Here is a 23,685-nt window from a genome sequence, read left to right on the forward strand (position 1 = left end):
AAAGATTATTTCGAAAGAAATCTATTATAAATCTCCTGGATTCCTCTTCGAAAAAAAGCGCTGTCAGAATTACACAAGGTACTTAATGATATAAATATCAGGCTTTTTATTTCATAAAATTCTAAAAGAACGTTAAAATGCAATCGATTGTTAAAACCAACATACCTTTTTCATAACTTGTTGAATATTAGAAATAATCAACCAAAACCTCATGGAAAATAGAAGAACCTTTATTAAAAAGTCTGGATTATTGGTAGCCGCAAGTTCTTTGCCCCTTACCGCGTTTTCAATACCCATACAGAAGAAAAAACTGGGTGTTGCATTAGTGGGCCTGGGATACTACAGTAGAGATTTATTATCCCCTGCTTTGCAATTGACAGAAAATTGTGAACTAAAGGGAATAGTAACGGGCAGTCCAGAAAAAATACCTGTTTGGAAAGAAAAGTATGGTTTAAAAGATAAGAACATCTACAATTATGAGAACATGCACGAGATGGCAAATAATGACGAAATAGATGTAGTCTACATTGTACTCCCAAACACATTACATAAAAAATATACATTAATAGCTGCCAATGCAGGCAAGCATGTTTGGTGCGAAAAACCAATGGCTACTACTGTAGAAGATTGCCAAATAATGATTGATGCCTGCAAGAAAAATAAGGTGCAATTAACTATTGGTTATCGATTGCAGCACGAGCCTGTTACACAAAAAATAACCAAATGGGCAACAGAGAAACCTTACGGAACCATTAAACATGTATTTTCAGAAACAGGATTCCATAATGGCGCAAATGACCCTATGCACTGGAAAATACGCAAGGAATATGGAGGCGGTGCCATGTTCGATATGGGTGTGTATGCCCTAAACGCTTCACGTTATGTTACAGGACTGGAACCCATAGCCGTTAGTGCCATACAAAGCAATACACGTTCCCATATTTTTGATGCGGATGAAACTACCGTATTTAATCTTGAATTCCCTAATGAAATAACAGCTGCTTGTAAAGCCACTTTTGCAGCAAATATTGGAATGTTGCATACTATTTGTGAAAATGGGTCATATGAGCTAAAACCTTTTCAAAGTTATTCAGGAGTTAAAGGAACTACGAGTGATGGAAAAATACTAAACCCATCCGAAGGAAACCAGCAAGCTAGACAAATGGATGATGATGCTTTGGCTATTCTTAGTGGAGACCCAAACAATGTCCTTGTTCCCGGAGAAGAAGGTTTATTGGACATAAAAGTGGTGGAGGCCATACAGAAATCCGCTTCAAAGAATGGAGAACGGGTAACCATTTAATTAAAAATTATTTTTAATATTGTTTAGTTGCCCTTAATGCTTTAAATAGGTACCCAAGAATTAATGCACACAACTAATTTCTACCTTACCAAAGAGGAGCCAAACAAAAGCTGCCTATTGGCAATGCGGGATCTTGTGCTTGGCTATGACCGGGAGATAACTGAAACAACCAAATATGGAATGCCCTGCTTTGTATATAAAACCAAGGTGTTTTGTTATTTATGGGTGGACAAAAAGAGTCGTGAACCCTATTTTCTTATGGTGGAAGGAAAGCATCTTAACCACCCAAAGTTGGAAACAGGTACACGTGCTAGAATGAAAGTTTTCCCTGTGGACCCAAACAAGGACTTACCAGTGGCAGATATTCATGAAATCATGAATGAGGCACTGGATTTCATCAAGAACAAGAGCAATTAAACAAATTTTAAAAATATTGTTTGGTATATTTTTGTAGTTTTATACATATTACGCAATCGATTTCCAAAACAAATAAAACCACCATCATGAAAGCATTTAAAACACTTGTAGTACTAACCATAGCACTAATTACCTATACTTCTTGTAAGGAGAAAACGGTAGCGGTTGTAGAGGAAGAAATACCTTCTTTAAAAGCATCCTACGAAAATGATTTTCTAATTGGATCAGCACTTAACGGAAGACAAATAAATGAAGAAGATAGTGTTCAAAATGCCTTGATTGCTAGAGAATTTAATAGCTATACAGCTGAAAATATCATGAAATCCATGCACATTCACCCTGCAAAGGACACTTTTAATTTTGAAATGCCCGACAAACTATTTGCCTTAGCTGAAAAAAATGGAGCTAAAGTTCATGGCCATACCTTAATATGGCACAGTCAACTTTCTTCCTTCTTCTATGGAATTAAAGATAGTACTGAAATGGTTTCGGCAATGACCGACCATATTAACACCATCGCTGGCAGATATGCTGGAAAATTGGATAGTTGGGATGTGGTCAATGAAGCTGTTGAAGGAGATGGTTCACTAAGAAAATCTGTTTTCTTGAATGTATTGGGTGAAGATTATTTGCCATTGTCGTTTAAGCTGGCCGCCGCGGCAGACCCACAAGCGGATTTATACTATAATGATTATAGTATGACGGGGGAAGCAAAAAGAAAAGGGGTCATTGAAATGGTTAAAAAAATACAAGAAAGTGGTGCCAAGATAGACGGAATAGGTATGCAAGGACATTGGCATTTAGATTCTCCTTCTTTAGAGGAAATTGAAACCAGTATTTTAGAATATGCTGCCTTGGGAGTTAAAGTGGCCATTACGGAATTGGATATTGATGTACTTCCCAATCCAAGAAATGTAGAAGGTGCGGATATAAGTCAAAGAGCAGAGATAGATGCCCAGAACAACCCATATGTTAATGGCTTGCCAGATTCTATTAATGTGGCATTGGCAAAACGCTATGAGGATCTATTCAAATTGTTTTTAAAACACTCAGACAAAATAAGTAGGGTTACCCTTTGGGGTGTAAACGATGGGGACTCATGGAAAAATAACTTTCCAGCTAGGGGACGTACAAACTATTGCTTACTTTTTGATAGAAACAATCAGCCTAAAAAAGCGTATGAAAGTGTAATGGCCCTAAAAGAAAACAAAGAATAGCAGTACTATAAAGCTTTTAAGGTTGCAACAATCCCCGTAAAGCTCATATAGCTCATAATTACGGCAAACACAAAAATGGCTGCCAAGATTAAATTAGTAAGTCCATTAAATTTATATTCTTTCATGAGCTTCTTTTTGTTGCCCATAAATAGAATACATAGAACTGTAACGGGCAACACCAAGGCTCCAAAAGCCTGGGAGGTTATCATTACCGCAATAGGTTTGGCATTAAAAATGGGCACTATTAATCCCAAAAGAGAAATACACAATACAATGATCCTATAACTGGTTCTTTTCATATTGGATTTGCGCTGATGGTAATCATCCAACATCCACGGTAACAACACCACATTTGGAAATTGTGAAGAAACGCCGGCAGCAATAAGGCCTATGGCAAAAATGGCAACGGCAAAAGAGCCGGCCATTGGTTCCAAAAGAGTAATCATTTCAGAAACATTTTCCAAAGTGGTGCCCTGAAGATACAGGGTGCCTGCGGCAGCTGCCATAATAGAGGCGCTCACCACAAACATCATTACCCCGGCAAACATAGCGTCCCTTTTTTGAGTTTTTAAATCTTCCATTGTCCAGCCAGCTTCTTTTACCAAAGTAGTACGTAGAATGAACAGTCCAGAAAAAACAGTGGTCCCAACCATGGATGCAATGACCAAAAAGGCATTTCCCCCTGGACCTGTTTCGGGAACCTTAGGAATAAACCCTTTTAAAATATCACCTAAAGGCGGCATTAAAATAAAAAAATTGATTAAAAAGCAGATAGCCATAATCCCTACAATGAAGGCTAGTACATTTTGGAACACACTGGTTTTTCCTATCCAAAAAATTAAGTATACTATGGTGATAAAAAGAAGAGCAAACCAAATAGGGGAAATGCCACCATCCACATAGTTCTTGGACCACTCAAAACACACATCAGAAATAATGCCCATTACCCCAATAACACTACCACAGACATGTGCAGTAAGGGTAACTATAAAAAAGATGCTTATTCCAGGATGAATGTATTTCTTAAAGGCCTCTAAAGCAGTATATCCACTTACCAAAGTAAACTTACCAAAAAGGTTAATTAGGAAATAAGTAATTGCACAGGAAAGGAAAATAGTCCATAAAAGGGACATGCCATAATCGGAACCCGCCTTTGCCATAGCGGTAACACTACCTGTCCCCACAGTAAATCCAAAAAGAAAAATTCCCGGCAAGAGGGATTTAAAGAGTTTTTTTAAAGTATTCATTTGATTGGCAGTTAGTTATCGTGTTTGGTTTGTAGCAGGAAAGTACTAATAAAAATTAAATTAGAGTTCCGTTTTCATTCTTTAGCCTTTTATCTTTACTTTATAGGATAATTTTTTAATATGAAAGTACTGGTCTGTCTTAACATTCCCAATACAGGAATCGATTTAATGAAAAGCGAAGGGATAGAGGTTACCAAATGGACACATGACCTGCCTATGACCGCCGAAGAACTGAACATGGAAGCCAAGAAATATGATGCTTTACTATCCACCAGCAACTATTCAATTGACGCAGCATTTTTAAATAACAACAAGCACTTAAAAATTATTTCGCAATATGCAGCGGGGTATGACAATATTGATGTCCCAGCAGCCACAAAAATGGGGATCCCCATTGCAAATGCACCCAATGCTATGACCGATGCCACTGCTGATACAGCTTTTGGATTAATGATAGCTACTTCCCGTAAAATGTTCTACATGCACAAAACCATAGCAGATGGGAAATGGGGACATTTTAGACCTCAAGCAAATTTAGGTTTCGAGCTTAAGAACAAAACTGTAGGTATTTTTGGATTGGGGACCATAGGGATGGAGTTTGCCAAGAGGTGCAAAGGGGCTTATAGTATGAATGTAATCTACTGCAATCGTTCAAAAAATGAACTAGCCGAAAAGGAATTGGGCGCACGTAAAGTAAGTTTTGAAGAGCTTTTGCAAAACAGTGATGTTATATCTCTTCATTGTGCCCTAACAGAAGAAACCAAAGGAAAGTTCAATGCCAACGCTTTTAAGAAAATGAAAACAAGTTCAATCTTTATTAACACCTCTAGAGGAGGTGTCCATAATGAAGCTGATTTAATTGAAGCATTAGAAAACAATGAAATATGGGGTGCTGGATTGGATGTAACCAATCCAGAGCCAATGAAAACAGACAACCCTTTGTTAAACATGGCAAATGTTGCTGTTTTACCCCACATAGGTTCTGCTACTGTAGAAGCAAGAAATAGAATGTCATTATTTGCCGCGCAAAACCTAGTTGCGTATTATAAAGGCGAAAAGATACCATACCAAATCAATTAAAAATATGTCAAAGAAGTACTATCCCGTATACTTATTAATTACTTTAATACTTTCATGTGCTCCCAAAAAAGAAAAAACAGGGGAAAATCTATACAAAACGTACTGTGCCAGCTGTCACATTGCACCAAACATTGAAGATTTGCCCAAGGGTATATGGGAAAAGGCCATACTGCCAGAAATGGGAGCGAGATTGGGGATTAGGGAAAATGGATATAGCCCTTATGCCGGTTTGCCTTTTGGGGAACAAAGTGTCATCATTGCCACCGGATTATATCCGTCACAACCCATAATGCCGCTAGAGGACTGGGCCATGCTAAAGGAATATGTCCTTGCCTTAGCGCCTGATAGTTTGCCAAATGACCTTGAGAGGCACTCGGAGGAGTTGACTCGTTTCAAACCAAAACCAATAACTTTGGATAGTGTTCCTGGTTCTTATTTTACTTTTATGAACTACTCCGAAGATTCTAAAAAACTGGAGCTTGGTACAGTTAGTGGACAAATGCTTACCTATGATTTCATGGAAAAGCAAACAAAGGTTCTAGGCCAAGTGGGTTCGCCCATTACATCCTTTTCTAGAAAAGAAAACCAGTATTTTGTTACTTCTATAGGCATTTTAACTCCCTCTGATATGGTATCGGGGAGAATATTTAACATAAAAAATGGCCAAATGAATCCTGTTCATGATGTATTTCATAGACCTGTGAATACTTTGGTTCTGGATTTAAACAAAGACGGTACAGATGAAATTGTAGTCTGCGAATATGGTAATTTAAAGGGGGAACTTGCATTGTTGACAAGTAATGGAACCGGACAATACCAAAAGAAAACAATATTAAATCAGCCGGGGGCAATAAAGGTTGTACCCATGGATATGGATAAAGATGGGAGAGAAGATCTAGTGGTGTTAACGGGCCAAGGGGACGAAGGAATTACAATTTTATATCAACAGGACGACCTAAACTTTAAAATTGAAAAAGCAATTAGGTACAGTCCGGTATATGGAAGCAGCTGGTTTGAAATGATTGATTACGAAGGTGATGGAGACATGGATATTGTAGTGGTAAATGGGGACAATGCAGATGATTCATACGTGCATAAACCATATCATGGAATGAGAATCCACATAAACAATGGAGAAAATGAGTTTAAGGAATCTTATTTTTATCCACTAAATGGAGCAACCAGGGTTGTTGCACGGGATTTTGACCAAGATGGGGATTTTGATTTTGGATTAATTGCCTCGTTTCCCGATTATGAAAACAACCCAGAATTCTCCTTTGTCTATTTGGAAAATGAGGTAGGGGAGTCCTTCTCCTTTAAAACCTATACGTTTAAGGATTCCAATTTAGGGAAATGGTTTCTAATGGATGTGGCGGATATAGATGAAGACGGAGATGAGGACATAATTTTAAGTTCCTTTACCTATCCATTTGGCCCTGTAATAAAGGAAATGGTAGATTTTTGGAATGAAAAAAATGTGGATCTAATGGTATTGGAAAATGAATTAAATAATTAAAAGTGATGAAAAAGGCTACCCTTTTATTATTTACAATAGTTTTTGTTTCCTGTGGTATTACCAAGGAAATAGTGGATAAACCCATTGTTTTTGATGAAGAACGAAAAATTTTGAGTTTAGAATATTTATCAGAACGATATGGATTGGAACAAGATACCCCAGAAATAGATCCTAAGATGATTGTGTTGCACTGGACGGCTATCCCAACCTTAAAAGATTCGTTCGATGCATTTAATCCTTCCAAACTTCCCAACACACGTCCAGACATAAAGAGTGCCGGAGCACTAAATGTATCTTCTCACTTTTTAGTGGATCAAGATGGAACCATATATCGCCAAATGCCAGAAACCCTTATGGCGAGGCACGTAATTGGCCTTAATCATACTGCAATAGGAATAGAGAATGTGGGTGGAACAGAAAATACACCCCTAACAAAAAAACAATTGGAAGCCAATATTTGGTTGGTAGACTATCTCTCCAACAAATATGATATTGAGTATCTTATAGGGCACTATGAGTACACTAATTTTGTAGGGCACGAACTTTGGTTAGAAAAGGATAAAGGGTATAGAACCACAAAAACAGATCCAGGAAAAGATTTCTTGGAAAAAGTAAAACAGGCCAACAAAAAACATAATTTTAAACAGACACCAATAAAACCATAATGAAGAATACTTTTTTATCAATCTTAAGTTTACTACTAACACTTACCCTTTATGGTCAGGAAAAGGATATTACTACTGATCTTTATGATACGTATGGGCAATACAGGGAAGTTTCTATTGGAAAGCGGAGAATAAAACATGTGGATATTCAACCTTTGATTCTAAAATATGCTGCAAATCCTAAGTTTAAGGTTCAAAAAGTAGGGGAGTCCATTGAAGGAAGGAGCCTATCACTTATCAGTATGGGTTCTGGAAAAACAAATGTCTTCCTATGGTCACAAATGCATGGGGATGAGCCAACGGCAACACAGGCGATTTTTGATATTCTAAACTTTTTGGACAGTCCAGATTTTAAGGATGAGAAAAAACAGATTCTAGAAAATCTTACCCTCCATTTCTTACCCATGTTAAATCCTGATGGAGCAGAGGTATTTCAAAGAAGGAACCATTTGGGAATAGATATCAATCGGGATGCATTGCGTTTACAATCACCAGAAGGGCAAACTTTAAAGAAAATAAGAGATAGTTTAAATGCGGATTTCGGGTTTAATCTTCATGACCAAAGTACGTATTACAATGCGGAATTAACCAGTAAACCTGCAACTATTTCCTATTTGGCAACAGCCTACAACTATGAAAAGGACATTAATGATGTTCGCATAAAGGCCATGCAGGTCATTGTTTTTATGAACGACATCATTCAAAAGTATGCACCGGGACAGGTTGGTAGATATAGTGATGATTTTGAGCCAAGGGCATTTGGAGACAATATTGCCAAATGGGGCACAAGCCTTATTTTAATTGAGTCTGGAGGATATGCCAACGATGTGGAAAAACAAGAAATTAGAAAATTGAACTATGTTTCCATACTTTCTGCCCTATACACTATTGCCAACAAAAGTTACCAAAACATACCTCATGGGGATTATGAAAAGATTCCCCAAAACGATAGAAAATTGTTTGATTTAAAAATAGAAGGAGCCACTTATGAACTTAAAGGGAATGAGTATGTTATAGACTTGGGCATACAACGGTTGGAAGTAGACAATGAAAACCATTCCGATTTTTATTACAGCAGTAGAATCATGGACCAAGGAGATTTATCCACGTATTATGGATATGAAAACTTGGATGCCAAAGATTATAAGATTAAGGTTGGGAAAGTATATCCAGAAGTTATATCCTCTATGAACGACCTATCAAAATTGGACATTTCTTCCCTTTTAAAATTAGGGTATGCCTATTTAAAGGTTAAAAACATTCCAATGAAAATGGTTGCTTCCAACCTTCAAATGCATCTTGTAAATCCGGATTTTGAACAACCAGAACTTTATTTAGAGGTAGGCATCAACCCTACATTCTTCTTGGAAAAAAATGGCATCTTAACGCATGCCGTACTCAACGGGTTTCTAATTGATTTAAAATCAGATAAAAATAATTTTAAAAATGCTCTGATAATCAGATAACCAGATTAATACCCAAAATTAAAAGTTAACTGGGAACCGTTTAGGATTACATATACCAACATAATCATTAACACGGCAACTATGGTTGAAAATAATAGCAATACGATACTTTTATATACCTTGGAAAGACTTCCTATTGCGCTGTTTTGAATAATTTCGTTTAATACATCCATGACTTTTTCTTTTTGAGTTAAACATTCAGTTTTTAGCTTTTAGGATGTAAGTTGAAAGCAACTTGGTTTTATGGTTTGTTGTATATAAAACAATTACCGGGCCAAAAACCCTACTTTGAGTTTTGACAATAAAAAAAAGGGCTACTTAAATAAGTAGCCCTTTTATATTTTTTAAACGATAACCTATTCACATCCTCCGGTAAAACCAGTAGCATTAAATTTGGTTTGTACAGCACCTTGCATACTGCCTTTGGTTACCTGAATGGCCAAATTGTTCTCTCCACTACCATCACGTTTAGGGCTGCAGTACTCAAACAAGTAAAAACTATTTGCCTGCTGCGAAACTCGGAAAGAAATATCGTTAAAGGTTGTTTCCAATTCTTCTTTATTGCCGGCAAAAACGCTAAAGGTCTTTCCAATTTCAGTTAAAACCTGTGTATCTATTTCAGCACCAAGACCAATGCTAAAGAACGATATGTTGGGATTGGCATCATTTACCTTTTTAAGAGCTGCACTCTGTGTATAGCGAGACGCTTGGTCTGTACCATCCGTAAAAATCACAACGGAAGCGGCCCCGATGATATCATTGTTTGTATTTGTTTTGATTAGTTCCTCGGCAATATTGGTCGACTTTATTACAGCGCCATATAAATCGGTCGATGGGTCATTACTTATGTCGGTAGTGATGCCCTCGATTGCTGAAACCAACTCCTCTTTTGAGGAACTCAATTCATTTAATAAATGAAGTTCATCCTCCCCATCAAACCAATATATGGCCATTTTAAAAGATTCCTCGGTAACATCTGGCATTACATTATCTATAAAACTTACAGATGCAGTTTTTAATTCATCCAAACTACCGCTTAGTACACTATTACTTAAATCGAGTACCAATAAGGTGTTCTGATTAAAAATTTGTGATCTTGGGGATATACGTGCCAAAGATTCTGAAGAAGAAATGGTGTTAAAACAATCATCATTTCTTCCTTGCTCGTATATGGTAAACTGATTGGCCGTTAATCCAGAAACTGGATTCCCCTCTACATCGGAAACCTTAAAAAAGATAGATACTTTCCCCGGTAGGGTAGTGAACTGCTCTTGTATGGACAACACCAAATCGCTTTCGCCTAAATTAAGACAGTCGTCCACTGGCTTTCCTTTTCCCAGACCTCCAAGGTTTAAATCGAGACTTACATCGTCATCTGCATTTCCACAGGAAAATACCAACGCAAGAATACTAACAAAAAATAGGGGTTTTAAAAATCTCATCATCATCATAATATGTGTTTCAGTTCTTCACGAAAAACGTTCAAACACTAGTATTAGTATGCGGAGTATAAAAAACTATGTTAAACTATGTTAATCCCAAATTCAATTTTTGTAGCTTCAAAAACTGTAAATAATTGACCCATACCCATATATTATGAAAAAATCAATTTTATTTCTCTGTTCATTTTCTTTTCTAGGGAATATACTTTGTGCACAAAATCTAAATATTGCAGAACGATTGGGATATTCCAAAGATGCAAAACTATTGATTATCCATGGGGATGACCTAGGGGTTGCCAATTCCCAGAATAGGGCAAGCATAAAGGCTTTGGAGAACAGCCCTGTAAATTCGGCCAGTATTATGGTACCCTGTCCTTGGTTCCCAGAAATTGCGGCCTATGCCCGCAAGAACCAAAATGTAGATTTTGGTTTGCACCTTACCCTAAACAGTGAATGGGATTTTTATAAATGGGGACCGGTCTCTTCCAAAGATTCTGTTCCTGGTTTGGTCAACAAAGACGGGTATTTTTTCTCTTCGGTGGATAGTCTTCAAATGCAGGGAACCGCCCAAGAAGTTGAAATAGAGTTGCGTAACCAAGTAAAAAAGGCGTATAAAGCGGGTATTAATGTGACGCACTTGGACGGACATATGGGTGCGGCCATGAGCAGACCTGATTATTTGGAGGCGTATATGAGAATTGGGAAGGAATATGGTTTGCCAGTATTAATGGATAAAAGAGTCTATGATATTCCAAATGACGCTATACAAAAACTTTTAGGACCAAATACGGTACTGGCAGATAAGATTTTATCCGCATCACCAGCAACCTTCGATGCAGGTATGGAAGAGTTTTACACCAATGTGCTTACTACTCTGGAACCTGGTTTAAATTTTCTAATTCTTCATTTGGCCTATGATGATGATGAAATGAAAGCTGTCACCGTAAATCATCCCTATTGGGGAGCAAAATGGAGACAAGCAGATTTTGACTTCTTTACAAGTGAGAAATGTGGCGCCCTTATAAAAAAACAAGGCATTGTATTGGTCACCTGGAAGGAGTTAAGGGATAAAATAGTCCGGGCAGATAAATAGTTATTTTTTTAAGCATACGGGTTGCTAATTTTTTCCACCCCATATTTTATATAGAGGAAGCTTGGAAACATTGACTTTCCAGTACTTCGTACTAATTTACCAGCTAATATCCATAAGATGATTAAAATCATTGTACTTCCTATGGGGTATAAATACTTTTATAACTTAATTGGAACCAAAGTGTACATGTAGCCGAAAGTTTTACTTTTTGTTTGATTGGATTGCTTTCCCTCCAAATAGCTTAAAAAACTCGATATATGAATGGTGCAATTTTTTATGCAAGTAAGTATGGAAGTACGGCGGAATATGCAAATTGGGTAAGTGAAGCAACAGGTCTACCTGTATTTAATACTAAAGACCATAACGCGGATCCTGCAAAATATGATTTTTTAATAATAGGCAGTCCAGTTATATATTACAAACTTTTAATTCAAAAGTGGGTAAAAAGAAATTTATCAGTTCTTGAGGGCAAACCAATCGTTTTTTTCAGTGTATCAGGTGCTCCGGCAGGCCCAAAGCTAAGTGATTGGATTACAAATAGTCTACCAAAAAGCTTTATTTCAAAAATGTATCATGTTGCTTTACGAGGAAGGCAGATACCAAAAGAACTTACTTTGTTTGATAGACTAATGTTAATCATTGCGGGTATGAAAAATCCTGACCCTGTAGCCAAAAAAGAAGAGATGGAAGGGTTTGATTATATGGATAAATCCAGTATCGCTCCAATTATAAAACTAGTTGAGCAATTTAAATTAAACAAAGTTTCAACCTAATTTTAATATGCCAATTTTATTAAGTGCTTACCTATAGCCCATTGTAACTGCAGCAACAATAGCTATTGCGCCAATTAGCAGAATCAAGAGCGTTGGTTTTATGGCAAATTTGAACCATTTGTTATACGAAATACCGTTTATGGCCAAAACAGCCATCAATGCCCCATTTGTGGGTACAATCATATCTGCCATTACCGCACCGTACTGATAGGCCAAAACACAAGTTTGTCTGGACATGCCTATTAAATCCGAAAGAGGAACTAATATGGGCATGGTCATTACGGCTTGACCTGAATAGCTCGGAAGGGGAAAATGCAATATAACATGGGAAATCATCATAAGAACACCAGAAAAGGCCGGTGAAAAGGATTTTAAAGGACCAAAAAGTCCATAAACGATAGAGTCTATTACCATACCTTCTTTTAAAATCAATGAAATACTGTTTGCCAGACCAATGATCATGGCTGCAAAAATCATTTCTTTAAATCCAGAAACATAAGTCTCACCCGTTTTGTTAACTCCTAGTTTCCCAATTAGGCCAGAAATTATGCCTAGAGCAAAAAAGGAGGCTGACAATTCATTAAATCCCCATTCCAGTTCCAACATTCCATAGGTAACTACACCAAAGGTTATGCATAACAAAAAAAGAATTATTTGATTTCTACCGCTTACTGATTGATTATCGGAAGTCATTTCTTCCTTTTTAACCCTATTCCTATTACCGTAGTTAATAAGATATAATACCCATAATACAAAAGCTACCAATAAAACTATAAGTCGGAACTCACTTCCTGAAAGTAAGGGTAGTCCGGCTTCCTTCTGTGCAATAATAACAGCGAAAGGATTAGAGGGGCTAAAGGCACTTCCCACAACCGTAGAGCCATAACTCATGTAGACAGTTGTAAATGTGTTATAGCCCAAACTGCGCCCAAATAGCAAAAGAATGGGAGTCATGGCAATTACTTCTTCCTGTAATCCAATGGTAGCCCCAGCAGCGGTAAAAAGTGCTGAAACTATAATTAACGCGAGTGTTTCCTTACCTTTTAAAAGCTCAACAAGCTTACCAAGACCCTGGGACAAGGCCCCGGTCTTTTCTATAATATAAAAGCAACCACCAAGTAAAAGAATCAATACAATGATATCAGCTCTACCAATAATGCCCCTTGGGATTGCCAAAATTAAATCGAAAGCCGAGAGATGCTCTATATTAATACGTTGATATGAATTATTGACAACTTCTATTAATCCTGATTCTTCATTTGCAACCCTTTTATAGGTTCCTTGGGGAATTATATAGGTAAGAATCCACGACAAGAGAATAACTGCAATGATAATGACAAATGCATTGGGAAATTTTTTCATATGTTTAGTTGGTTGGTTATAGTGAATTTAGTTTTTTCTTTTTTAACTCCAATGGATTAGTTTGTAAGTTATTAGCCCAGTTTTCAAAAGAAAACGTTAAAAAAAACCATACCCTGTTAAATTAAAATATTCGGCTTGTTTTTTTGGTAACTTGATGCTGCAAAACGTACTAAATCAATTATCAACCTAAAAATAAAACTATGCCAACGTATCAATTAAAAGTAAATGGGGAGTCTAAAAGTGTGGATGTTAGCGAAGACACTCCACTGCTCTGGGTACTCCGTGATCATTTGGACCTTGTTGGAACCAAATATGGATGTGGTATTGCCCAATGCGGAGCTTGTACAGTCCATCTAGATGGCAATGCTGTAAGAAGCTGTGCCATGACGGCCTCCCAAGCAGAAGGAAAATCCATAACAACCATAGAAGGTCTTTCCGAAGATGGTTCCCATCCCGTACAGGAAGCCTGGAAGGAAATAGATGTTCCGCAATGTGGTTACTGTCAATCGGGACAGATTATGACCGCGTCGGCCTTTTTAGAAAAAAATCCAACACCTTCCGAGAATGAAATTAAAAGTGCCATGCACGGAAATATCTGTAGATGTGCATCCTACAACCGTATTTATAAAGCGGTAGAGACTGCCTCTAAAAATATGGGGTCGTAATTCATTTCTGAACGAATATCTCAATTACAACTTTTCCTCAAACCGTTTTCCTTCACTAAGGAAGACCTAAAAAAAATAAAATGTCAACAACAAAACCAATAGAATTCAGTAGAAGAGGTTTTATAAAAACTTCGTCCTTGGCCAGTGGTGGTCTATTAATTGGGTTTAACCTGTTTAATGCGTGTAAGCCCAATGTGGCGCCCCCCATAGATTTATCCTTATTGGATTATAACGATTTTAATGCCTTTATAAAAATTGCAGATAATGGTGCGGTAACCATTTTTTCACCAAATCCAGAAGTAGGACAGGGCATAAAAACAGCCATTCCCATGATTATTGCCGAAGAATTGGATGTAGCATGGAAAAACGTCTTTGTGGAACAAGCCCCTTTGGATACCAAAAACTTTACAAGGCAAGTAGCTGGTGGAAGTCAGTCCCTTCGTTTTGGATGGGACGCCCTTAGGCAAACTGGAGCCACTGCAAGACAGATGCTCGTGAATGCAGCAGCAACCAAATGGGGAGTGGATCCATCGGAATGCACAACCAATGAGGGTGTTATTTCCAATGCAAACGGGGAGACCCTGGGATATGGGGATGTTGTGAAAGAAGCTGCGATGGTTGAAATACCTGAAAAAGTAAAGCTTAAAAAACCAAAAGACTATAAAATTATAGGAACGGATGCCCATAATGTGGATATTGACAAAATCGTTACTGGAAAACCTTTGTATGGAATGGATTTTAAACGAGAAGGCATGCTACATGCCTGTGTTTTAAGACCCCCTGCATTTGGTCAAAAATTGGATTCTTTCGATGATACTGCAGCTCGAGCAATTAGTGGTGTTGTAGATGTGGTTCAGTTTGATGATAAAATTGCCGTATTGGCCAAGGATACATGGACGGCATTCAAGGGTAAAAATGCATTAAAGGCAAAATGGAAGGAAGATAAAAAACTGGAAAGCTCAGAAGATCACAATGATATATTGGATGGACTTTTAGATGGTAAGGAGTTTAATACCATGCGGGCAGATGGAGATATTAAAAAGGCCTTTGCCGATGCAGATAAAGTTTTGGAACGGACCTATGAATCTCCCTTTTTACCTCACAATTGCATGGAACCCATGAATTTCTTTGCAGATGTTAGTGCGGATAAAGTGGAATTGATCGGTCCTATACAAACACCAGAGCGTACTGCAAAAAGTATTGCCGATATCCTTGAAAGAGATGAGGCTGATGTTAGCCTGGAAATGACCCGAATTGGGGGTGGTTTTGGTAGACGTTTAATAGGGGATTATGCCATAGAAGCCGCACAAGTATCCAATATCACAAAAAAGCCTATTAAATTGGTGTACACAAGGGAAGATGATATGGAAGGTGGTATATATCGCATGGCCATAAAATACCGTTTTAAGGCAGCGGTAAAAAATGGTGAGATAACAGGTTACCATTTAAAAGAAGCTTCCTTTAACAGTAATATGTATGGATTAATTCCCCATTTCTTTCCAGCGGGAGCCGTTGAAAATTACCAAGTGGATGTTGCCAATTATAAAAGTGATATTTCCACTGGACCATGGAGGGCTCCATATACCAATTTTTTGGCATCTGCGGAACAAAGTTTCTTTAGTGAGCTGGCCGAATTAATGGAGGTAGATCAGGTTCAATTGCATTTGGATATGCTTCAAAAAGTAAAAGGCACCACCGATGACAGAATTCAGTATTCCCCAGAGCGATTGGAAAATGTAATAAAAGTTGCAGTGGAGAAATCAGGTTGGGGCAAGAAAGAAGAAGGGGTGTACCAAGGTTTTGCGGGCTACTATTGCCATAACAGCCATGTGGCAGAAGTTGCGGATGTTGTAATAGAAAATGAGACTCCAGTGGTTAAAAAAATCACTTGCGTGGTGGACTGTGGAATCGTAGTGAACCCAATGGGTGCATTAAACCAATTGGAAGGTGGAGCTATTGACGGGGTAGGCCATGCAATGTATGGTGATTTAGCCTTTAAGGATGGAAAACCTTTGTCCAATAACTTTGATACCTTCCGGTTGATCAGGATGAAAGAGGCCCCCCTTGTGGAATGCCATTTTATTGAAAACGAATATTCCCCAACAGGATTGGGTGAACCTGCATTGCCGCCAGCGGCAGGAGCGGTAGCTAATGCTATGAAAGCGGCAACAGGAAAAAGAATCTATGGACAACCCTTCACCAAAAATCCAGAATTATTAACTTTACCTAAAAAAGAAATATTAGGTTAAATATGACAATACTACTTTTTGGTGTTACGAAGGATATTGTTGGGAGTTCATCCCTATCAATTCCCGTATCAAACAATACTATTCCTAAAACCGTTGGCGGTTTAAAACAATATTTGGGGCAATCGTACCCAGATTTGCTAGAATTGTCTTCGTTGGCGGTAGCTGTGAACAATAATTACGCTGGGGATGAGACAAAAATTGATACCTTTGATGAAATAGCTTTGATTCCTCCAGTTAGTGGAGGGTAATTAAAAAGAAATCTGTGCTTATAGACAACCACAATAGAACCATTAATTACTTACGTTTGGCCGTAACAGATCGTTGCAACCTTAGATGTAATTACTGTATGCCCTCTGAAGGGATTAATTTTGCAAAGAATAACAAATTGTTCTCTATAGAAGAACTATGTAAACTTAGTGAATTAGTTGTAAGGCAGGGGATTGATAAAATTAGAATCACAGGGGGAGAGCCCTTTGTTCGCAAGGATTTAATGGTGTTATTAAAACACCTATCCCATCTTGATGGTCTAAATGATATTTCCATTACCACCAATGCCACTTTAATAGGTCCGTATATTGATGAACTCAAGGAATTGGGCATTAAGAATGTCAATGTAAGTTTGGATTCCATCAATAGGGAAACTTTTGAGCGTATTACCCGCAGGGATGAGTATGACACCGTTCATAACAATCTAATTCGATTAATTTCTGAAGGTTTTAATGTTCGTATTAATTTTATTGTACTACAAAATCAAAACACACAAGACATTTTACCCATTTTAGAACTAATGAAACATTACAATGTTTCTGTGAGGTTCTTAGAAGAAATGCCCTTTAATGGAGGAAGTAAAACATTCAATACCATTGAATGGGATTATAAAAGAATTCTGGAGCATGTACTTTCTAAATATCCAGAAACAGAAAAGTTAGTTTCTCCAGCTACATCTACCTCAATAAATTATAAAATCAAAGGACATGTGGGTACTTTTGGTTTAATACCGTCCTTTAGTCGTACATTTTGTGGCACTTGCAATAGATTACGTATTTCTGCCACGGGTGATGTAATCACTTGTTTGTATGGAAAACCCAAAACAAATCTTAGGGATATTATGCGTAGTGAAAATGCAGAAGAAAATATCCAAAATGAATTATTGAAAGCTATTGGGAGCCGTGCCAAAACGGGCTTTGATGCACAGAAGGAACACAAGTCGGTCTTTGAGAGTTCCATGACCTCCATTGGTGGTTAATTAATAATTTATCATGTAGAGAGAGGTCTAGACATCTATTGCAACTATGAAAGATATTTCTAAATTATACGGATTGGTATTGTCAGGTGGAAAAAGTACCCGTATGGGGGAAGACAAGGGCGCAATTAAGTATCATGGTATTCCCCAACGAGAATATCTCTACAATTTGCTAAGTGAAGTTTGCGATAAAACTTTTATAAGCATTCGCTCTGACCAAAAGGTTGAACTATCGAGACCCTTACCTTTTATTGAAGATTTAAATGAGTACAAAGGACCATATAATGGAATTTTAAGTGCCCATAAAGCATATCCAGAGGTAGCCTGGTTGGTTATTGCGTGTGATATACCTTTACTTGATATAAAATCATTAAAACAATTGATATCAAATAGGTTAGAAAATAAAAATGCAACAGCCTTCGCTACTAAAAAAAGTAGCCTTCCAGAACCCTTGGCTGCAATTTGGGAACCCAAAGGTTTAATTGAATCCATTGAGCATCTTAAAAACGGAACAAGCACTTGTCCAAGAAAATTTTTAATAAATTCTGAGATTGCCATAGTCTATCCAGACAGTGACGAAGTACTTATCAATGCCAATTCCAAAGAAGAATATGAACAGGTAGTACAAAAACTCGCAGCAGTTTGAATACAAAACGATACATACGACAAACCAATCTAAAAGAGTTTGGAGCAGAAGGGCAACAAAAGCTTGCCAATGCCAGTATACTTGTAATAGGTGTTGGAGGTTTAGGTATTCCCGTCTTGCAATACCTAAACGCAATGGGGGTGGGAACCATAGGGCTGGTTGAGCAGGACACGGTGGAACTAACCAATTTACAGCGACAAGTTTTATATGCTGAAAATGATATTGGGAGGCAGAAATTAGAGGTGGCCTTGGAAAAATTACAAGCACAAAATTCAGGGACCCAGTTCAAGACTTTTGATACATTTTTAACCCGAGACAATGCTTTGGAGATAATAGCAGGGTTTGATGTGGTAGTGGATGCTTCGGATAATTTCCCCACCCGCTACTTGGTAAACGATGCCTGTGTTATTCTTAAAAAGCCATTTGTTTATGGGGCACTTCATGGTTTTGAGGGTCAAGTAAGTGTATTTAATTTTCAAGGTGGCCCCACATACCGATGTTTGTTTCCTAATATGCCCACAGTTAAAGAAATACCAAATTGCAACGATAACGGAGTGCTGGGGGTTATCCCTGGAATCATTGGTAACCTACAGGCTTTGGAGGTTGTTAAATTAGTTACATCAATAGGTGAAGTTTTAAGCGGCATATTACTCATATACAATGGTTTAAATCAATCAATTCAAAAAATTAATTTTAATTTAAATACAGAAAACCTAAGCATTCTAAAACTTCAGGACACCTATGGAAATGACAATTGCGAAAACATCTTGAACCTAAGTGCTGACCAATTGCAAACTCTTATTTCCTCCAATACCGAACTTCAACTCATTGACGTAAGGACACCCAAGGAGTACGCAACATATTCTTTGCCGGGAAGCAAAAACATTCCATTGAATGAACTGGAAGATCGTTATAAGGAAATAGACGGTATCCTGCCTGTCTATGTTGTTTGCCAATCTGGGAAACGTAGTCAGACAGCGGTGACATTGCTTCAAAAAAAAATGAATGGAGAGTTTTTCAATGTATCAGGGGGAATTAACTCGTATTTGGAATTGTTCCCATGGCTATGATTTCATTTGAAAATGCCTACAAAAAAGTGTTGGACCATAGTCAGAATTATGGCAATGAAGCGGTATCGCTAAATAATGCTACCGGTCGGGTTTTAGCAGAGAATATTGTCGCGGATAGGGATTTCCCCCCTTATGATCGCTCCACGAAAGATGGAATCGCCATTAATTTTAAAGCTTTTGAAAAAGGGCAGGTGGAATATTCCATTCAAGGGACTTTAGCCGCTGGGGCTCCGCAATCAAAATTAAATGATAGCTATGACTGTCTTGAGATTATGACAGGTGCTGTGCTTCCTGAAAATACCGACACGGTGATTATGTACGAGCATATTGCCATAAAGGATGGCAAAGCTACAGTGATCAAACCGCCCATTTTAGGGCAGAATATCCACTACCAAGGAGGGGATGAAAAGAAAGGAGCCGTTGTGCTCCATAAAAACAGAAAGATTACAGCTGCAGAGGTTGGCGTATTGGCTTCGGTAGGAAAATCAGAGGTTTTAGTCAAAAAACTACCTAAAATAACCTTGATTTCTACTGGGAATGAATTAGTAGATGTGCACGAAACACCATTGCCCCACCAAATTAGAAAATCCAATATGCATACATTAACTTCCGCACTTAAAGAAGAAGGGATTTTACCTAGCTCATTGCACTTATTGGATGAAAAACACAAGATTGAGCAATCATTGGAAATAGCATTAAAAGAAAATGATGTCCTTCTTCTAAGTGGAGGAGTTTCCAAGGGAAAGTATGATTTTATTCCGGATGCATTGCAAGCTTTGGGGGTGCAAAAAGTTTTTCACAGAGTATTGCAAAGGCCGGGAAAGCCCTTTTGGTTTGGTGTGCACAAGGAATTGGGAACCGTTGTTTTTTCCTTCCCTGGCAATCCAGCTTCTACATTTGCCAACTATACTATCTATTTTAAAGATTGGTTTAACAAAACATTAGGACTCCCCATTCCAAAAATTGATGTAATTTTAAAAGAGGATATTAACATTGGTGGTGACTTAACTCGTTTTATACGTGCCGAAGCAGGTATTAAAAACGGTAAATTATATGCGAAAATAATACATGGAAACGGTTCTGGGGACTTGACCAGTTTGGTAAAATCCAACGGATTTATAAAATTAGCCCCTAAAACAACCCCATATAAAGCTGGTGACCTTGTCCCATTTATCGCTGCACGCAGCATACTTTAAATATGACGCACGAACTAAAGAAAATTGTACAAACATATATCAAAGCTCAGGATAGTGGCTTAAAAGCCGTACTGGCCACGGTAGTGGCCTTAGAAGGTTCATCTTATCGCAGACCTGGTGTCCGCATGCTTATCATGGAAAATGGAACTTTCGTAGGTGCTGTAAGCGGAGGCTGTGTTGAAAAAGAAGTGTTTAGACAATCGGAATCAGTTTTTAAAACAGGTATTCCAAAAATAATGACCTATGATGGTCGATATCGATTGGGCTGCGAAGGCATTCTGTATATTTTAATAGAGCCTTTTGCTCCAAAAAATGATTTTTTAGAGGTATTCGACAAAATTATACAGGAAAGAAAAAGTTTTAAAATAGCCTCCTTTTTTAACCAAAAGGATAGTATGGATGCTGGATATGGCTCCGTGTTTAAATTCGAAAAAGAGCATTTTAATTTGCAACCCAATCAAACAAATAAAGGCTTCGAAGCCTTTGAACAAAAAATGGAGCCTTGTGATAAGTTAATTATTATTGGAGCTGAGCACGATGCCGTACAGCTCTGTTCCTATGCAGCCTTAACAGGTTGGGAAGTTACCGTTGTAGTGACCCCTATGGAAGAAAAGGATATAGCTTATTTTACCGGTGCAAAGGAACTTATCGCTGCCTCTCCAGAAGAGTACCGCCCTATCATAGATGAGCAAACTTCTGTGGTCTTGATGACCCATAGCTATGTGAAGGATTTAAAATATTTGATATCCCTTAAAGAAACAAAGCCGTTCTATTTAGGCATCCTTGGTCCATCAAGGCGCAGGGAGAAACTTTTAAATGAATTTTTAGAGTATTGTCCCGATATAAGCGATGTGTTTTTTGACAACATCCACGGCCCAGCTGGTTTGGACATTGGTGCGGAAACCCCGCAAGAAATAGCTATTTCCATAATGTCCGAGATTCTATCTGTTTTAAGGGAAAAGAAACCAATGAAATTGAAGAACAAGCAAGGAACCATACACAGCTAATGCATTCAACCAATAAAAACATAGCTATTTTGATTTTAGCAGCTGGTTCGGCTTCCCGAATGGGAAAACTAAAGCAGTTACTTCCATGGAAAGACACCACTTTATTAGGACATACTATAGAAACTGCTTGCTCCTGCTCGCAAGATGTGTATGTGGTGGTAGGCGCACAGAGTAATTTGATTAAACAGAAGATTAAATCCACAGTTACGTATATAGACAATACTAACTGGGAAATGGGTCTGGGAAATTCCATTGCATGTGGAATACAATACTTGTTAGATGGCACCAAAAAGTATGGAACCTGTTTAATAATGCTTGCCGACCAGCCTTTTATTGATGTGGATTACCTAAACGAACTAATTCGCAAGCACAATGAATTCAATGTTGAAATTACGGCAACAAAATATAAGAACAGGGCTGGGGTGCCGGCAATTTTTAATGCCAGTTATTTTGAAGAACTATCTAGCATTAAAGGGGATATAGGGGCCAAAAACATATTAAAAAAATATGAAAACTCCATTCTTTGCATCGATTCCAATGGCAAAACACAGGATATAGATACAAAGGAAGTGTATCAAAAAATATTAAAGTAATACTATAAATTAAACAACTTAATATGAAACCAATCAATACGTTAAATTTTATATATGTATTAGTTCTTTTTGTTTTTAATCATTCTTATTCCCAAGAAATGGGGTTTGAAGAATACAACCCCACATCTACCTTGGTTGTGCCCACAAATGAAAGAATGCAGGCAAAATTTCCTTTTATAGATGTCCATAGCCATCAACGTAATATGGATACCCGGGATTTATCGGAGTTGATACAGCTTATGGACGGACTCAATGAAGGCATCATGGTCAACTTAAGCGGCGGCAATGGGGACAGAATTACCAATGCGGTAAAACATATAAATGAAAGTTACCCAAATAGATTTGTAGTGTTTGCAAATGTTGATTTTGACGGTGTAGGTAACCCTGGTTGGACAGAAAAAGCAGTAGCGCAACTAGAAGCCGATGTAAAAAATGGAGCTAAAGGCCTTAAAATATACAAAAGCCTTGGTCTTTATAATAAAGATGTTGATGGCAACAGGTTGGCCATTGATGATATCCGTTTAGATCCTATTTGGGCCAAATGTGGTGAACTGGGCATTCCTGTCCTAATCCATGCTGCGGACCCCAAACCCTTTTGGGACGAGTTTGATGCCGATAACGAACGTTGGCTAGAACTTAAGACACATTCTCGCAGAAAGCGTTCCGACACGGATCCAGCCCCCTGGGAACAGATCATAGGGGAGCAACATAACATGTTCAAAAAGCATCCCAAAACCAATTTCATAAACGCACATATGGGTTGGTATGCCAATGATTTGGGAAAATTGAGCGAGTTATTGGATGAAATTCCAAATATGAATGTTGGTATTGCGGCAGTTATAGCGGAACTTGGAAGACAGCCAAAGCAGGCTCATGCATTTTTCGTAAAATACCAAGATAGAATTCTATTTGGAAAGGATAGTTGGCAACCTAATGAGTTCCCGACTTATTTTAGAGTCTTGGAGACCGAAGATGAATACTTTCCATACTACAAGAAATACCATGCGTTCTGGGCCATGTATGGGCTCGGATTGCCCGACATTGTATTAAAGAAAGTGTACTATGGAAATGCCCTAAAGCTTATTCCTGGATTGGACAAAAGTCTATTTCCAGAATTGTAGATTAGGGGGCGTCTTTTTGGGCTCTTTCTTCAACACCCATGGTAGTTTTACCCAAGTCTTGAAAAATTCCGCAAGAATATTGCTTTTTAACAAGTGATTTTGCTGCTTTTTTCTTGGCTAAATTTTCAATTTCTTTATTGAGGTATTGCATAACAAACTTATTTCTAGGATAATATAAACGGGGAATTGCTCCAATTGTTGTTTAAACACAATTGGAACAAAAGTGCGCCAAAAAGAGGTTGTGTTTTCATTATAAAGTATTACATTTAAACTTAATAAAAACTCTGAGTTCTCCCGTTCATAGCTCGCAGCAA

General features: G+C 37.8%; 24 protein-coding genes. 19 read left to right on the forward strand and 5 right to left on the reverse strand.

Annotation, left to right across the window (positions count from 1 at the left end):
* The first annotated feature begins 211 nt into the window (after window positions 1-211).
* From GGR42_RS01530 to GGR42_RS01540, 3 genes are all read left to right on the forward strand, one after another.
* A complete protein-coding gene (locus tag GGR42_RS01530) occupies window positions 212-1,303 on the forward strand; it encodes a Gfo/Idh/MocA family protein (RefSeq protein ID WP_167960163.1) in 1,092 nt (363 codons plus the stop codon).
* A 63-nt stretch (window positions 1,304-1,366) separates the two neighbouring features.
* Complete coding sequence (locus tag GGR42_RS01535) at window positions 1,367-1,720, forward strand: DUF1801 domain-containing protein (protein ID WP_167960165.1); 354 nt, start codon at window positions 1,367-1,369, stop codon at window positions 1,718-1,720.
* Window positions 1,721-1,806: 86 nt separating this feature from the next.
* Window positions 1,807-2,937, forward strand: a complete 1,131-nt coding sequence (locus tag GGR42_RS01540; RefSeq protein ID WP_167960167.1) for an endo-1,4-beta-xylanase — start codon at window positions 1,807-1,809, stop codon at window positions 2,935-2,937.
* Between the two features lie 5 nt (window positions 2,938-2,942).
* Here GGR42_RS01540 and GGR42_RS01545 read toward each other — a convergent pair whose 3' ends face one another.
* Window positions 2,943-4,184: an Nramp family divalent metal transporter gene (locus GGR42_RS01545; RefSeq protein ID WP_167960169.1), complete on the reverse strand. Its 1,242-nt coding sequence runs from the start codon at window positions 4,182-4,184 to the stop codon at window positions 2,943-2,945.
* A 120-nt stretch (window positions 4,185-4,304) separates the two neighbouring features.
* Here GGR42_RS01545 and GGR42_RS01550 point away from each other — a divergent pair, with 120 nt between their 5' ends.
* Genes GGR42_RS01550 through GGR42_RS01565 form a run of 4 tightly spaced genes read left to right on the forward strand, consistent with a single transcriptional unit; the run spans window position 4,305 to window position 8,911 of the window.
* Window positions 4,305-5,264, forward strand: a complete 960-nt coding sequence (locus GGR42_RS01550) for a 2-hydroxyacid dehydrogenase (RefSeq protein WP_167960171.1) — start codon at window positions 4,305-4,307, stop codon at window positions 5,262-5,264.
* 4 nt (window positions 5,265-5,268) lie between these two features.
* Window positions 5,269-6,780, forward strand: coding sequence for an FG-GAP repeat domain-containing protein (locus GGR42_RS01555; RefSeq protein WP_167960173.1), 1,512 nt, complete (start codon window positions 5,269-5,271; stop codon window positions 6,778-6,780).
* A gap of 5 nt (window positions 6,781-6,785) precedes the next feature.
* Entirely contained in the window at window positions 6,786-7,445 is a 660-nt protein-coding gene (locus tag GGR42_RS01560; protein ID WP_167960175.1) for a peptidoglycan recognition protein family protein, read from the forward strand.
* Entirely contained in the window at window positions 7,445-8,911 is a 1,467-nt protein-coding gene (locus GGR42_RS01565) for a M14 family zinc carboxypeptidase (protein WP_167960177.1), read from the forward strand. The genes GGR42_RS01560 and GGR42_RS01565 overlap by 1 nt, the downstream gene beginning before the upstream one ends.
* 5 nt (window positions 8,912-8,916) lie before the next feature.
* Here the strand turns inward: GGR42_RS01565 and GGR42_RS01570 are convergent, their stop codons facing one another.
* Window positions 8,917-9,084, reverse strand: a complete 168-nt coding sequence (locus tag GGR42_RS01570) for a hypothetical protein (protein WP_167960179.1) — start codon at window positions 9,082-9,084, stop codon at window positions 8,917-8,919.
* A gap of 183 nt (window positions 9,085-9,267) precedes the next feature.
* Window positions 9,268-10,362: a vWA domain-containing protein gene (locus GGR42_RS01575; RefSeq protein WP_394352744.1), complete on the reverse strand. Its 1,095-nt coding sequence runs from the start codon at window positions 10,360-10,362 to the stop codon at window positions 9,268-9,270.
* Window positions 10,363-10,507: 145 nt separating this feature from the next.
* Here GGR42_RS01575 and GGR42_RS01580 point away from each other — a divergent pair, with 145 nt between their 5' ends.
* Both GGR42_RS01580 and GGR42_RS01585 read left to right on the forward strand, forming a co-directional pair.
* The gene (locus tag GGR42_RS01580; RefSeq protein ID WP_167960181.1) at window positions 10,508-11,446 is read left to right on the forward strand and encodes a polysaccharide deacetylase family protein; all 939 of its coding nucleotides are present in this window, start codon (window positions 10,508-10,510) and stop codon (window positions 11,444-11,446) included.
* Window positions 11,447-11,703: 257 nt separating this feature from the next.
* On the forward strand, window positions 11,704-12,219 hold the full coding sequence (locus GGR42_RS01585) for a flavodoxin domain-containing protein (RefSeq protein WP_167960183.1): 516 nt from the start codon (window positions 11,704-11,706) through the stop codon (window positions 12,217-12,219).
* A gap of 27 nt (window positions 12,220-12,246) precedes the next feature.
* Here the strand turns inward: GGR42_RS01585 and GGR42_RS01590 are convergent, their stop codons facing one another.
* Window positions 12,247-13,581: a YfcC family protein gene (locus GGR42_RS01590; protein ID WP_167960185.1), complete on the reverse strand. Its 1,335-nt coding sequence runs from the start codon at window positions 13,579-13,581 to the stop codon at window positions 12,247-12,249.
* A 200-nt stretch (window positions 13,582-13,781) separates the two neighbouring features.
* On the opposite strand from GGR42_RS01590, the gene GGR42_RS01595 reads away from it, so the two are divergent.
* The 10 genes from GGR42_RS01595 to GGR42_RS01640 all read left to right on the forward strand — a co-directional run bounded on the left by GGR42_RS01595 (window position 13,782) and on the right by GGR42_RS01640 (window position 23,371).
* Window positions 13,782-14,246 (forward strand): (2Fe-2S)-binding protein, encoded by a 465-nt coding sequence (locus GGR42_RS01595; protein ID WP_167960187.1) that lies wholly within the window; start codon window positions 13,782-13,784, stop codon window positions 14,244-14,246.
* An 80-nt stretch (window positions 14,247-14,326) separates the two neighbouring features.
* The gene (locus tag GGR42_RS01600) at window positions 14,327-16,495 is read left to right on the forward strand and encodes a xanthine dehydrogenase family protein molybdopterin-binding subunit (RefSeq protein ID WP_167960189.1); all 2,169 of its coding nucleotides are present in this window, start codon (window positions 14,327-14,329) and stop codon (window positions 16,493-16,495) included.
* A gap of 2 nt (window positions 16,496-16,497) precedes the next feature.
* On the forward strand, window positions 16,498-16,743 hold the full coding sequence (locus GGR42_RS01605; protein WP_167960191.1) for a MoaD/ThiS family protein: 246 nt from the start codon (window positions 16,498-16,500) through the stop codon (window positions 16,741-16,743).
* Window positions 16,744-16,757: 14 nt separating this feature from the next.
* Window positions 16,758-17,741 carry a GTP 3',8-cyclase MoaA gene (gene moaA, locus GGR42_RS01610; protein ID WP_167960193.1) on the forward strand — a complete coding sequence of 328 codons (984 nt, stop codon included), beginning with the start codon at window positions 16,758-16,760 and terminating at the stop codon, window positions 17,739-17,741.
* Window positions 17,742-17,787: 46 nt separating this feature from the next.
* The gene (locus tag GGR42_RS01615) at window positions 17,788-18,384 is read left to right on the forward strand and encodes an NTP transferase domain-containing protein (RefSeq protein ID WP_167960195.1); all 597 of its coding nucleotides are present in this window, start codon (window positions 17,788-17,790) and stop codon (window positions 18,382-18,384) included.
* A complete protein-coding gene (locus GGR42_RS01620; RefSeq protein ID WP_167960197.1) occupies window positions 18,381-19,454 on the forward strand; it encodes a HesA/MoeB/ThiF family protein in 1,074 nt (357 codons plus the stop codon). The genes GGR42_RS01615 and GGR42_RS01620 overlap by 4 nt, the downstream gene beginning before the upstream one ends.
* On the forward strand, window positions 19,445-20,650 hold the full coding sequence (locus GGR42_RS01625; RefSeq protein ID WP_317169667.1) for a molybdopterin molybdotransferase MoeA: 1,206 nt from the start codon (window positions 19,445-19,447) through the stop codon (window positions 20,648-20,650). Before GGR42_RS01620 ends, GGR42_RS01625 begins: the two co-directional genes overlap by 10 nt.
* A gap of 2 nt (window positions 20,651-20,652) precedes the next feature.
* The gene (locus GGR42_RS01630) at window positions 20,653-21,657 is read left to right on the forward strand and encodes an XdhC family protein (protein ID WP_167960199.1); all 1,005 of its coding nucleotides are present in this window, start codon (window positions 20,653-20,655) and stop codon (window positions 21,655-21,657) included.
* The gene (locus GGR42_RS01635) at window positions 21,657-22,250 is read left to right on the forward strand and encodes a nucleotidyltransferase family protein (protein WP_167960201.1); all 594 of its coding nucleotides are present in this window, start codon (window positions 21,657-21,659) and stop codon (window positions 22,248-22,250) included. Before GGR42_RS01630 ends, GGR42_RS01635 begins: the two co-directional genes overlap by 1 nt.
* A gap of 23 nt (window positions 22,251-22,273) precedes the next feature.
* Entirely contained in the window at window positions 22,274-23,371 is a 1,098-nt protein-coding gene (locus GGR42_RS01640) for an amidohydrolase family protein (protein ID WP_167960203.1), read from the forward strand.
* A gap of 1 nt (window position 23,372) precedes the next feature.
* Here GGR42_RS01640 and GGR42_RS01645 read toward each other — a convergent pair whose 3' ends face one another.
* Window positions 23,373-23,522: a hypothetical protein gene (locus tag GGR42_RS01645; protein ID WP_167960205.1), complete on the reverse strand. Its 150-nt coding sequence runs from the start codon at window positions 23,520-23,522 to the stop codon at window positions 23,373-23,375.
* Window positions 23,523-23,685: the final 163 nt, after the last annotated feature.

The sequence above is a fragment of the Saonia flava genome (assembly GCF_011927795.1).
In the GTDB taxonomy this organism is placed as follows: Bacteria; Bacteroidota; Bacteroidia; order Flavobacteriales; family Flavobacteriaceae; genus Saonia; species Saonia flava.